This is a genomic window from Tautonia sp. JC769, from assembly GCF_040717455.1.
Taxonomy (GTDB): Bacteria; Planctomycetota; Planctomycetia; order Isosphaerales; family Isosphaeraceae; genus Tautonia.
This window is the reverse complement of sequence record NZ_JBFEFH010000007.1, coordinates 86999-99188: the sequence shown is the minus strand read 5'-3', so window position 1 is coordinate 99188 and position 12190 is coordinate 86999. Positions and strand designations below refer to the sequence as shown.

At 69.1% G+C, this 12190-nt stretch carries 8 protein-coding genes; 1 reads left to right on the top strand and 7 read right to left on the bottom strand.

The features are described 5' to 3' along the window. Nucleotides 1-115: 115 nt before the first annotated feature. Together AB1L88_RS09585 and AB1L88_RS09580 are read right to left on the bottom strand one after the other, a co-directional pair. The gene (locus AB1L88_RS09585; protein ID WP_367096558.1) at nucleotides 116-1438 is read right to left on the bottom strand and encodes a Gfo/Idh/MocA family oxidoreductase; all 1323 of its coding nucleotides are present in this window, start codon (nucleotides 1436-1438) and stop codon (nucleotides 116-118) included. Nucleotides 1439-1785: 347 nt separating this feature from the next. Beyond that, the gene (locus tag AB1L88_RS09580) at nucleotides 1786-2778 is read right to left on the bottom strand and encodes a DUF3500 domain-containing protein (protein WP_367096428.1); all 993 of its coding nucleotides are present in this window, start codon (nucleotides 2776-2778) and stop codon (nucleotides 1786-1788) included. Between the two features lie 281 nt (nucleotides 2779-3059). On the opposite strand from AB1L88_RS09580, the gene AB1L88_RS09575 reads away from it, so the two are divergent. Continuing rightward, a complete protein-coding gene (locus tag AB1L88_RS09575) occupies nucleotides 3060-4535 on the top strand; it encodes an aldehyde dehydrogenase family protein (protein WP_367096427.1) in 1476 nt (491 codons plus the stop codon). A 78-nt stretch (nucleotides 4536-4613) separates the two neighbouring features. Here AB1L88_RS09575 and AB1L88_RS09570 read toward each other — a convergent pair whose 3' ends face one another. The 5 genes from AB1L88_RS09570 to AB1L88_RS09550 form a co-directional block, all read right to left on the bottom strand. After that, complete coding sequence (locus AB1L88_RS09570; RefSeq protein WP_367096426.1) at nucleotides 4614-5690, bottom strand: AI-2E family transporter; 1077 nt, start codon at nucleotides 5688-5690, stop codon at nucleotides 4614-4616. Nucleotides 5691-5727: 37 nt separating this feature from the next. Beyond that, nucleotides 5728-7026: an AI-2E family transporter gene (locus tag AB1L88_RS09565; RefSeq protein ID WP_367096425.1), complete on the bottom strand. Its 1299-nt coding sequence runs from the start codon at nucleotides 7024-7026 to the stop codon at nucleotides 5728-5730. Nucleotides 7027-7588: 562 nt separating this feature from the next. Next, nucleotides 7589-9223, bottom strand: a complete 1635-nt coding sequence (gene serA / locus AB1L88_RS09560) for a phosphoglycerate dehydrogenase (RefSeq protein ID WP_367096424.1) — start codon at nucleotides 9221-9223, stop codon at nucleotides 7589-7591. Between the two features lie 152 nt (nucleotides 9224-9375). After that, nucleotides 9376-10533 (bottom strand): alanine--glyoxylate aminotransferase family protein, encoded by a 1158-nt coding sequence (locus AB1L88_RS09555; protein WP_367096423.1) that lies wholly within the window; start codon nucleotides 10531-10533, stop codon nucleotides 9376-9378. A 272-nt stretch (nucleotides 10534-10805) separates the two neighbouring features. Continuing rightward, entirely contained in the window at nucleotides 10806-12002 is a 1197-nt protein-coding gene (locus AB1L88_RS09550; RefSeq protein ID WP_367096422.1) for a hypothetical protein, read from the bottom strand. Nucleotides 12003-12190: the final 188 nt, after the last annotated feature.

Genomic DNA, 12190 nt, shown 5'->3' with positions numbered 1-12190 from the left:
GGACGCGGACCGAAGTCCACGCCCCGAGGCCCCGCCGCCTCATCTTGGATCAAGGGAGGGGTGATTTGCAAAGACAAAGATTCTTTGCGGGAGGAATCGCGCGGGCCCGTCTCGGTCAGGCGGGGTAGGTCCAGGGGGCGCGGTACTCGCGGCGGAGCAGGGCATTGGCCTCGTCGTCGCCGGGGACGGTGTGGGCGTCGTGGTCCCAGTGGATGCTGCGGCCGAGCTTGTAGGAGAGCATGCCGAGGAGGCTGAGGTTGGTCGAGCGGTGGCCGATCTCGATGTCGGAGACGGGCCGGCGGCCGGAGGCGATGGCGTCGAGGAAGTCGGCCCAGAGTTCTCGGATGTTCTGCTGGTCGGGCTCGTGGAGCTGGGCGGGGACGTTGACGGCGGCGCGCTTGGCGTCGCGCGGGTAGAAGGTGGTGCCGTCGAGCCAGCCGATGTGCAGGGTGCCGTTGGTGCCGTAGAAGTAGCAGCCGACGGCCTGCTGGGGGTGGGTCTTCTCGGCGGTGTTGCCGGCGAAGCGGCGGTGCTCCCAACTGAGGGAGAAGTTGTCGAACGCGAAGGCGGCGATCTGGTGGTCGGGGGCGTCGGTGGTGAGGCGGTCGCCGTCGTCGATGGCGGGGCCGGCGATCGGTCGGCCGCCGGTGGAGAAGACGGTCTTCGGGGCGACCTCGTCGGTGGACCAGAGGACCTGATCCATCCAGTGGATGCCCCAGTCGCCGAGGGTGCCGTTGGCCAGGTCGAGGAAGTTGCGGAACCCTTTGGGGTGGAGCTTGGGGTTGAACGGGCGGAGCGGGGCGGGGCCGCACCAGAGGTCCCAGTCGAGCCCGGCGGGGGGATCGTCGTTGGGGCTCGGTTCCTCGGGGCCGCCGCCGTAGTGGACGAAGGCGCGGATCATGCCGACGTCGCCCACGGTCCCGTCGCGGAGCATCTCCATGCCGGCGAGGTTGTGCGGCGAGACGCGGCGGTGGGTGCCGACCTGCACGACCCGGTCGTTGCGCCGGGCGGCGGCGACCATGGCCTTGCCTTCGAGGATGGTGTGGCCGATCGGCTTCTCGACGTAGACGTGCGAGCCGGCGTCGCAGGCGGCGATGGTGATGAGCGGGTGCCAGTGGTCGGGGGTGGCGACGATGGCGATGTCGGGCTTCTGCTCGTCGAGCAGCTCGCGGAAATCGGTGTAGATTTTGATCGAATCGGGGAGCATGCCGCCGAGGGTCGACTTGCAGGATTCGATTTGCGACGCGTCGACGTCGCAGAGGGCGACGGTGCGGCATCGGCCGGAGGCGATGGCCTCGCGGAGGATGTTGGTCCCCCACCAGCCGGAGCCGATCAGGGCGGTCGAGTAGGTCTGGTCCTGTTTCGCCTGCAGAATCCCGGGCATGGCGGCGAAGGCGCCGGCGGCCGCGGCGGATCGGACGAAGGAGCGTCGGGTGATCGTCATGGGGCGCGCCTCGGGAGGTGAGGGGAGGCTCGGGCGGCGAGTCGCAAGGCCGACCGATCGGCGAGTGGCGTTGCTTCGGGGGTGTCGTTCAGGACGGTCCCCTCACCCGGCCTTCGGCCTCCCTCTCCCCGCTCGCGGGGAGAGGGCCGGGGTGAGGGGTCTGGGTTTGCGTTCGGATCGCAAAGTAGGGCGAACGGGCCGGGGACCCCCTCACCCGGCCTTCGGCCACCCTCTCCCCCAAAAAGGAGGCGAGGGTTGAGATTCAGGGAGCAGGCCCGATTGACCCGTGCACGGGCCTCTCCCGCTCGCGGGGGAGGGGGTTGGGGGACGAAGGAATCGGCTCAGACTTTCTTGGCAATGTTCACATACGTGTGGACGTGGGGGGCGCCGCGGAAGTGCCAGACGAAGGTGGGGCCTTCGAGGCGCCAGATGTCCCACTCGCTGTCGTCGCCGAGGTCGCCTTCCTTGTAGAAGGCCATGTGCAGGGCGTCGAGCCCGCCGCCGGCCTCGATGATGGCGAGGGCCTCCTCGACGTCCTCGGAGCGGTAGGGGTCGAGGAGGACCCGGATGACGGAGTGGACCAGCTCTTTCTGGTCGCCGGACAGCTCGGAGAGGCAGATGCCGGGGTACTGGCCGCCCTCGCCCTGGAGCTGGACGGCGGTCTCGCGGGGGGCGTTCTCGACGAGGGCCAGCTCACGCTGCTTGCCGTCGAGGGCGCCGAAGACCTGGTTGGCCTTGACGGTCTGGTAGTAGAAGACGTTGCCGGGCAGGCCCTTCTTGGCGTCCCCTTCGCCGTGGCCGTAGACGATCGGCCCGCCGAAGGCGGCGCCGGGGTTGCTGTTGCCGTCGGCGCGGAGGGTCAGGTGGCGGCCGGTCATCTCGAATTCGAACTGGTCGGAGTCGGGCTTGCCGAAGAGGGCGATGTGGTACTCCTCGAAGCCGCCGGAGTCCTGATCCATCTGGATGCGGAAGCGATCGTAGCCCTCGGGGCTGGTGACGCCCCGGACGATGTCCTCGACGAGCATTTGTTGCTCGGTGTCGAGCTGGCCGATGGTCGGCTCGGTGATGGCCCAGTTGGCGTTGATCTTGGTGCGGAGCGGGTGGTCGTAGGGGAAGCAGAGCACCTCGCGCTGCTCGGGCTTGAGCGACTCGAAGAGCCGGGCGGCGGCGGTCTCGGCCGCGCTGCTGCGGCTCGGGCCGTCGCCGACGAAGCCGGCGTGGGCGTTGACCAGCGGGGCCAGGCCGCTGAGGGCGGCCGCACCGCCGACGGTGCGGACGAACTGGCGACGAGAAACCGAGTCGGGGCGGGCGTCGTTGCGGTTGTCCAGAGACATCAGGGATGGCCTCCGCGTGGTTGGGAAAAACGGGATCCGGGCGTCCGGCGCGACCCCCACGCCGGAACGTCGACTCTATCACGCGGGAATTCCGGGCGTAAGCACGAACCGGCCGATTGTTCAACAGTTCGATTCGGCCCGTCCCGCGGGTTGAGCCGGGCGGAGCCGGGGGGATAAGATGAACAGGTGCCCTCTCCCGGAGGATCGATCGGGGAGCGAAGGGCTCCTCTCCGCCCTTTACAGTGTCCGCCAAGACCGAACCGAGAACGGAGGTCCCCCCCATGGCCACGGCGACCGAGGCCCGACCCACGCTCAATCGTTCGTTCCAGACGAAGCTCCTCATTAACGGCCAGTGGCGCGACAGCGTCAGCGGGAAGACCTTCGAGACGATCAACCCGGCGACCGAGGAGGTCATCGCCCGGGTGGCCGAGGCAGACGCCGCCGACATCGACCTGGCGGTCAAGGCCGCCCGGAAGGCGTTCGACTCGGGCCCCTGGCGCACGATGGACGCCCGGGACCGCGGCCGGCTCCTCAATAAACTGGCCGACCTGATCGAGTCGCAGATCGACGACCTGGCGGCGCTCGAGTCGCTCGACAACGGCAAGCCGCTGAGCGAGGCCCGCAACGGCGACCTGCCGCTGGTGGTCGATTGCCTGCGGTACTACGCCGGCTGGGCCGACAAGATCCACGGCCAGACGATCCCGATCCGGGGGAATTTCTTCAGCTACACGAGGAAGGAGCCGGTCGGGGTGGCCGGGCAGATCATCCCGTGGAACTTCCCGATGCTGATGGTGTCGTGGAAGTGGGGCCCGGCGCTGGCCGCAGGCTGCACGATCGTGATGAAGCCGGCCGAGCAGACCCCCCTGTCCTGCCTCCGCATGGGGGAGCTGGCCATGGAGGCCGGGTTCCCGGAAGGCGTGATCAACATCGTGCCCGGGTACGGGCCGGGGGCCGGGTCGGCGCTGGTCGATCACCCGGGGGTCGACAAGGTCGCGTTCACGGGATCGACCGAGGTCGGCAAGCTGATCATGCGGAATGCGTCGAACACCCTGAAGCGGGTGACGCTGGAGCTGGGCGGCAAGAGCCCGAACATCGTCTTCGCCGACGCCGACCTGGAGAAGGCGGTCGACGGCGCGATGCTCGGCCTGTACCTGAATCAGGGGCAGTGCTGCTGCGCCGGCAGCCGGTTGTTCGTGCAGGAATCGGTGTATGACGAGATGGTCGAACGCCTGGCCGACAAGAGCAGCGCCCGGCGGCTCGGCGATCCGTTCGACCCGGAGACCGAGCAGGGGCCGCAGGTCGACCGCGAGCAGTTCGAGAAGATCCTCGGCTACATCGAGAAGGGCAAGGAGCAAGGGGCCCGCTGCGTGTCCGGCGGCGAGCGGTTCGGCGACAAGGGGTATTTCATCAAGCCGACCGTGTTCGCCGACGTGAAGGACGACATGGCGATCGCCACGGATGAGATCTTCGGGCCGGTCATGCAGGTCCTGAAGTTCCGCGAGATCGACGAGGTCGTCGAGCGGGCCAACACGACCGACTACGGCCTGGCCGCGGCGGTCTGGACCCGGGACATCGGCAAGGCCCACGCGATCGCCAACCGGGTCCGGGCCGGGACGGTCTGGGTCAACTGCTACGACGTGTTCGACGCCGCGGCGCCGTTCGGCGGCTTCAAGGCCAGCGGGATCGGCCGGGAGCTGGGCGAGAAGGCGCTCGACAATTACATCGAGCAGAAGACGGTGACGGTGTCGCTCGACTGATTGTGTCGGGAGAACGAGTGATGTCACGCTCCTCCGCCCCCGGGACATTCGGGGGCGGAGGGGTGGTCGTTTCGGGGGTCAATCGGCGGCATCCTCGGCGGCCACGAGGGCGTCGAGCGCGGGGGTGCCGGGGGTCAGGGCGGTGAGCCCCCGGAGGATGATGACCAGCGGCAGGCCGAGCACCGGGCCGAGCGGGCCGAGCAGCCAGCCGAAGAAGAGGATGCCCAGGAGGATCGTGACCTGATCCGACTGGATGGTCTTGCCGAAGACGATCGGCCAGAGGATGTACCCTTCGATCGTGTGCAGGATGATGAAGATGGTCGCCACCAGGGCGGGCTTCCAGAGGGTCCCCGAGGCCAAGGAGCCGAGGGTCGCCAGCGACCCGGAGATCAAGGGGCCGAAGATCGGGATGAATTCGAGCAGGCCGGTCAGGGCCCCCCAGAGGATCGGGTTCGGCAGGCCGATCGCCCAGAAGACCAGGCTGATGAGCACGGTGTAAGACGCGGCGATCACTGAGAGGATGCCGAGATAGCTCGCGACCCGGTTTCGGGTGGCCTTGACAACCTCGGGATCGCGTCGGAGGCCCAGCCAGTCGGCCAGTCGGAACGCCCGGCCCGCCCAGGCGTCTCGCCGTCGGAGCAGGAAGAAGAGGCTCAGGAGCAGGAAGATGGCCCCGGCGACGACGCCGAGCAACCCGCCGAGCCGCCGGACCGTCCAGTCGAGCGAGGTCCGGATGAGTTCCGAGAGCGTGACGCTCCAGAATTCGGGGGTGGCCGCCGCGGTGACGACCCCCGCCCGTCGCAGGGCGGCGGCGATCAGGGTGCTGATCCGGTCGAGGTTGCCGATCAGCTGCCGGAACAGCTCGCCGGCCTCGTAGGCGAGCAGGGAGATGATCAATGCCAGGATCGCCCCGATGCCGGCGGTGCAGATCAGGCTCGACCCGAGTGGCGGCAGCCCCTTTCCTTCCAGCCATCGGGCCACGGGAGACAGGGCCATGGCCAGGACGATGGCCAGCAGCGGGGGGACCACCAGGCCGGGGGCCAGGTGGGCGGCCCCGCCGATCACCACCGCGGCGGCGAGCTGGATGCTGATGGTCCGGACGGTCGTCCCCCAGTGCGGGGGGACGGCGGTCGAGGCGGTGGGGGGCGTCGGCATCGGTCGCTCCCGGCTTGAAGGGCGGCGAAGCGGTCGGCTAGGATCCCCGCCCATCGCCCCCGAACAACGCCTGGAGCGGCGCGGAGCCGGGGGTGACCTCGACGAAGCCCCGGATTAGGACCATGACCGGCAAGGCCGCGATGAACCCGAGCGGCCCCCAGAGGAAGCCGAAGAAGAGGACGCCGACGAGGACGGCAAGCGGGTCGATCGAGATGGCGTCGCCGTAGAGCATGGGCAGGATGACGTAGCTCTCCAGGGTCTGGAGCAGCACGTAGACGCCCAGCATGACCAGCGGCGGCCAGAGCGCCTGGCTGGTGATCGCGGCCACGGTGACCAGCATGGCGCCGGCGATCAGGGCGCCGAAGTAGGGGATGAGCACCAGCAGGCCGGTCATGACGCCCCAGAGCCCCCATTGCGGGAGGCCGAGCAACCAACTGACCACGGTGATCGTCACGGCGTAGCCGGTGGCGACGAGCAGGACGCAGCCGATCCAACTGCTGATGGTGCGTCCCATGCGGTCGAGGTCGTCCGACCGCAGCTCCATGCCCAGGGCCCGGCCGGCGCGGATGATCCGGTCCGACCAGGTCCCCCGGGTGTAGAGGATGTACAGAACGAGGAACAGGAAGACCACCACCTGCCCGAGCACGCCGAGGACGCCCCCGACGCTCTGGAGCAGCCACTGTCCGATGGCCCCGGCATTCTCCCGGATTTTGGAGGTCCAGTAATGCTGCGAGGCGAATTGCGGGCGGTCCTCGGCCGCGGCCGACGATCCCGAGCCGGAGCCGGATTCGCGGCCCGAATCGGGCGAGGATTCCGAGGGGGCCGGTGCGGCCTCGGACCCGGACCCGGACTCGGACTCGGACTCGGAGCCTGGGGCTTCGTCGTTGTCCGAGTCGTCGGGCGCTTCCTTGCCGGTCATCTGTTCCGGCTCGATGAGCGTGCCGAGCAGCGGTGTGCCCCGCACCGACTCGTTGACCCGGGAGGCGAGCTGGCTGAACTGCTCGAAGTAGCGTTCCGAATTCCGGACCACCTGCCCGGCCTGCGCGATGACCAGCCCGACGGCGGCCAGGAAGATGAGCGCCACGATCGCCGTGCAGAAGATGCTGGAGACGCCCCGGCCCAGCCCGCGGCGCTCGATCCAGTGTGCGATCGGATGCAAGGCGATGGCGACGACCAGGGCGAGGATCAAGGGGATGATCAGGCCGGTCATCTGCGTGCTGGCGGCCAGCACCAGCACGGCGGCGATGACGACCAGGGCCACCGTCCGCACCCAGGCCTCGCGGCCGAGTTCGGTCTGTTGCGCCTTGGGGGGGGGCTCGGCGGTCGAGCGGGCCATTATGGGATCACCTCGGGTGGTTGCAGCAAAATCAAAGGGGGAGGAGGCGGGCCGATCGATCGGGAGATCGCTCGGGCATCCGAACTCCGCATGCCTTGATCCGGGTGCAATCCCGGTGCCAGAGGTGAGCAGGGGACGATTGGCCGGTTCGAGCGTGGGGATTGAGCCGGCGAGGTGCCCCGGGCCGCTGGGAGCCTCCCCGCTTCCGCGAGTCGAGGGAGCGGAGGGCTGATCCCGCATGCCTCGGATGAGTTGCCGTTGTCGGGTCCGCGGCGTGGGCCGATCTTGATTCGGCGTCGAGGGACCGGTCCGCGCCACGGACCCGACGAGAGGACACGGATCCAGGCGAATCGGGCCGAGACGATGCACCGGGCCGGGCTTCGAAGGCACGGACCCCTCACCCCGGCCCTCTCCCCACGCGTGGGGAGAGGGGGCCGGACGCTGCTGCGGACGCTTCGCGAGGGTGTCGCCGACGTCCGCGCGACCCGCTCGCTCCCCACGACCCCGCGTGGGGAGTGGGGGCAAGAACCGTCCGGTCGGGGAGGCCGGCGAGGGGGTGGGCTCAGAGCTGGAGCCAGCTCGGCAGCTCGTTGTGGGCCGGGAGGCGGATGAGGCTGACGCTGAGCATGTCGGGCAGCTCGGAGACGGCCTTCAGGGCGGCCTCGTCGGGCACGGCGTCGAGGTTGACGACGCCGATCGCCTCGCCACCCTGGGTCTCGCGGCCGACGTTCATCTGGGCGATGTTCACGCCGCGCTTGCCGAACTCGGTGCCGATGGCGCCGATCAGGCCGGGGCGGTCGTTGTGGGTGAAGATGAACAGGGTGCCGTCGAGGTGGGCGTCGAGCCGATACGGCCCGAGCCGGACGAGGCGGAGGAACTCGCGGCCGAAGGTGGTGCCGGCGGCGACGTAGGTCTTCCGGTCGGTGACGACCTCGCTCTGGATCATCGAGGCGAAGTCGCCCGGCTCGGTCGATTTCTCCTCGGTCAGGGTGATGCCGCGCTCCTTCAGGCGGGCCTCGGCGTTGACGAGGTTCACCTGACCCTGGAGCGCGGTCTCCATCCAGCCGGCGGCGAAGGCGGCGGTGATGAGCCGGGTGTTCTTGGCCGCGACCTCCCCCCGGTAGCGGAGGGTGGCCGACCGGATGATGCCGCGGTCCATCTGGGCGTGGAGCATGCCGAGGCGGCGGGCCAGGTCGAGGTACTGGCGGAGGTCTTCCATCTCGGCGCGGTTGAGCGTCGCCATGTTGACGGCGAAGCGGACCTGTCCGCGGGCGAGGAAGTCGGCCAGGAGGCGGGCGGCCTCCTCGGCGACGGCGACCTGGGCCTCCTCGGTCGAGGCGCCGAGGTGGGGGGTGACGACCACCTTCGGGTGGTTGACCAGCGGGTGATCGGCCGGGGGAGGCTCGGGGTCGAAGACGTCGACCGCGGCCCCGGCGACGTGGCCGGAGTCGAGGGCCGCTTTCAGGGCGTCGGGGTCGATCAGGCCGCCTCGGGCGCAGTTGATGATGCGGACGCCGGGGCGCATCTGCTTGAGGGTTTCGGCGTTGATGAGGTGGCGGGTGTCGGCCGTCAGGGGGGTGTGCAGGGTGACGTAGTCGCACTGGCCCCAGAGGTCGTGCAGGTGGGGGACGCTCTCGATCCCCAGCTCGGTGGCGCGTTCGGCCGAGAGGAAGGGGTCGAAGCCGATGACCCGCATCGAGAAGCCGAGGGCCTGCTTGGCGACCGTCTGGCCGACGCGGCCCATGCCGATGATCCCGAGGGTCTTGCCCTCGAGCTGCCGGCCGGTGAGCTTGTTGCGGTCCCATCGGCCGGCCTTGAGGCTCTCGTTGGCCTGGGGGACGTTGCGGGCGAGCGAGAGCATGAGCGCCATCGTGTGCTCGGCCGTCGAGACGGTGTTGCCGCCCGGCGTGTTCATCACGACGATGCCGTTCTGGGTCGCGGCCGGGACGTCGATGTTGTCGACGCCGACCCCGGCGCGGGCGATCGCCTTCAGGCGGGTCTGGCCTTGCAGGATGTCGGCCGTGACCTGCGTCCCCGATCGGACGACCAGGGCATCGGCCTCGGCCAACGCGGCCTTCAGGCCGGGCACGTCCTTGGCAAGCTCGGTTCGGACGATGACCTCGAAGTCGGGCTCGGCCCTGAGCAGGGCGAGTCCTTCTTCAGACACTTTGTCGGTGACCAGCACGCGATAGGGCACGTCGATCAGGCTCCACTTTGGCGATCGGTGGCGAATGGGGAAGGGATCGTCCGGAAACGGGGATCGCCGCCCCGAGGAGGGGGGCGGCGATGGAATCTCCTCCGCTCCCGTGGTCGCGAGAGGAGGAGCGGACATCCAGGAATCCGAGGGGCTCAGGCCGCCCCGACCGGGCTGCCCTGGCCGATCAGGGCCCGCTGGGCGGCGGAGACGCCGGCGCCGGGCTCGAAGTCGTGGCCGAGCTGGGCGAGGACCATCTCCAGGGCGGCGAGGGCGCCGACGACGTCGACCTCGTCATTGTAGCCCATGTGGCCGATCCGGACGATCTTGCCCTTGAGCTTGTCCTGGCCGCCGACGACGGTGATGCCGAAGCGCTCGTCGAGCTTCTTGCGGATGTCGGAGTCCTTCAGGCCGTCGGGGACGACGAAGGCGGTGAGCCCCTCGGCGGGCCGGGCGCTGAAGAGTTCGAGGCCGAGGGCCTTGACGCCGGCCTGGCAGGCGTCGCTCATCGCCTTGTGGCGGGCCCAGACGTTCTCGATCCCCTCGGCCCGGATCATGTCGAGCGACTTGTTCAGGCCGAAGATGAGGGTGTGGGCCGGGGTGTAGGGGGTGTCCCAGTCGGCCAGTTTCTTCTTCGCGGCCTTCAGGCCGAAGTAGAAGGCCTTCGGCTCGAAGGAGTCGATCACGGCCCAGGCCTTCGGGCTGACGCTGACGAAGGCGAGGCCGGGGGGCAGCATCAATGCCTTCTGCGAGCCGACGCAGAGGAAGTCGATCTTCCAGGCGTCGACGTGGCACTCCATCGCGCCGACGCCGGAGATGCCGTCGACGGCGAAGAGGGCGTCGGTCTCGGCGACGACCTTGCCGATGGCCTCGATCGGGTGGCCGGTGCCGGTCGAGGTCTCGCTGAGCGTGCCCATGACGACGGCGATGTCGGTGCGCCCCTTGAGGGCCTCGGCCACGCGGTTCGGGTCGACCGGCTGGCCCCATTCGAAGTCGATCGTCTCGAAGTCGATGCCGTGGGCCTGGCAGATCTTGGCCCATCGCAGGCCGAACCAGCCGGCGTTGAGGACCAGGGCCTTCTTGCCGGGCGGGACGGCGTGCAGGGCGGCGGCCTCCATCGCCCCGGTGCCGGTGGCGGCGAGGATGGCGACGTCGTTGGAGGTCTTCAGGATCTCCTGGAGCCCCTGGACCGCCTTCTTGATCCCTTCCTTGGTGCGGGGGTCTCGGGAGTGGATGACCGGCTTGGCCATCTCCAGCATCACGTCTTCGGGGACCGGAGCGGGGCCGGGGGCCATGAGGCGCGGCTTGCGCATCGTACAGGTTCCTTGTGGAATGTCGCGCTCGTGCGTTGGCGGGCACGTTGGGGCGGGTAAAGGACCATTTTACCCAAGTCGACCCGGGTTCGGGGAGAGATGTTCGGGAGAACCCTCCGTTCCCCTCGTCCTGGTTGCCATCTCGATAGCGCCGATCACTCTCGAGACGGTCGGCCGACGCACCCCGCAAACCGGCCTTGCTCTCGATCCACTCGTCACACGGCATCCTGCCGAGCTGGGAGTGGTCGACTCGCTCCGCATACTGGCGATGCTCACCAGCCCGGGAGCTTGCGGGCGGTCCACTCCCAGGCGGCGCCGCCGTTGCGGCGTGCCCAATCCCACGCTCCCAGGCCCGATTCCTGCGCCGATTCGAGGATCGAATGGCCGGAGCGGGTCGTCCAACGCCAGGCACCCTGCCCCGTCTGGCTTGTCCAGGACCAGGCGTTGTCGGCGCTCCGGCTCGTCCATCCCCAGGCCGAAGACGAGGACTCGGCGGTCCAGTCCCAGGCGGAGTTGCCCTGCCGGGCGGTCCAGGACCAGGCGCCGGTTCCGACGTCGCGGACCCAACTCCAGGCGATTCCTCCCTGCTCGGCGGTCCACGACCAGGCAGCACCGCCGGATTGCTGCACCCACGACCAGGCCTCGGCCCCGGCCGAGGCCGCACGAGCGGCCATCGCCGCGCAGGACTCGCTGACCGAAATGTCCCGGTCATGCAGCCAGTCGGCAAGCAAGACCGCAGCCTGCCCCCCGGCCCAGTCACCGATCACATAGGCCCCGCCGCCGAAGAGGAGCGAGACGGCCACCCCCTGGGGCCCGACGAGCACCATCGCGGTGCCGGCGGTGCCCAGTGCCCCGAGCGATCCGCCCAGGTTCTTCAGATGGCGGCGGTCCCGCTCGGCCACATCGATGCGGCCGGCGCCGTACTCGACTTCGATGGCCATCGCCCGAGTGATCCGCGTGTAGAGTTCAAGTGCCAGGCCCACTGCCGCCGCCAGCCGGGCGATGGCCACCTCGTTGCGAGTCTTGACGACGTGCTCGACGACCGTCCGGAGCTGTCCGTCCTTCATCTTCGTACGCACGACCTCGATGGTCAGGTTGCCCCGCGGCGCGGCGGCGAGCACCTCCCTGGCCGCAGTCAGCTCGGCCTGGGTGGCCGACGACCGTTTGAGCGTCTCTCGCGCCACGGCCAGCGTCCAGGCCTCGGAAGCCTGGGCGTGCCCCCGCGCCACTCCCAGGCGGCTCGATCCCCCCTTGGCCTCGATGACGATCACCTGCTTGCCCGACCGGTAGACCTGATCGAAGCCCTGCCGAAGACTCTTGTCCGCGTCGGTCAGGATCGGGATCAAGCCCCGTTCGGCGGCCAGCGCCGCGGCCCCTTGCTCGCCGATGGCTTCCATCAGTTGCGTGTGCGACGAGACCGGGGACTGACCGGTCACGGTCAGGGCGAGTAGCAACAGGATCGCCTTCATCGGAGCCTCTTCTTTCTACAAATCGAAAGGACAGCGCAAAATCGCTGACTCCATGCTATGAGACAGCGTTGCGTCATGCAATCTTCAATTCTCCAAGGACGAGGATATACAGCGGGCTGAAACGCTCGCGAATCCTTACAGCACTTTGATATCCAAGTCTTAAATCCCATCGGCACCTGGGCCGCGCC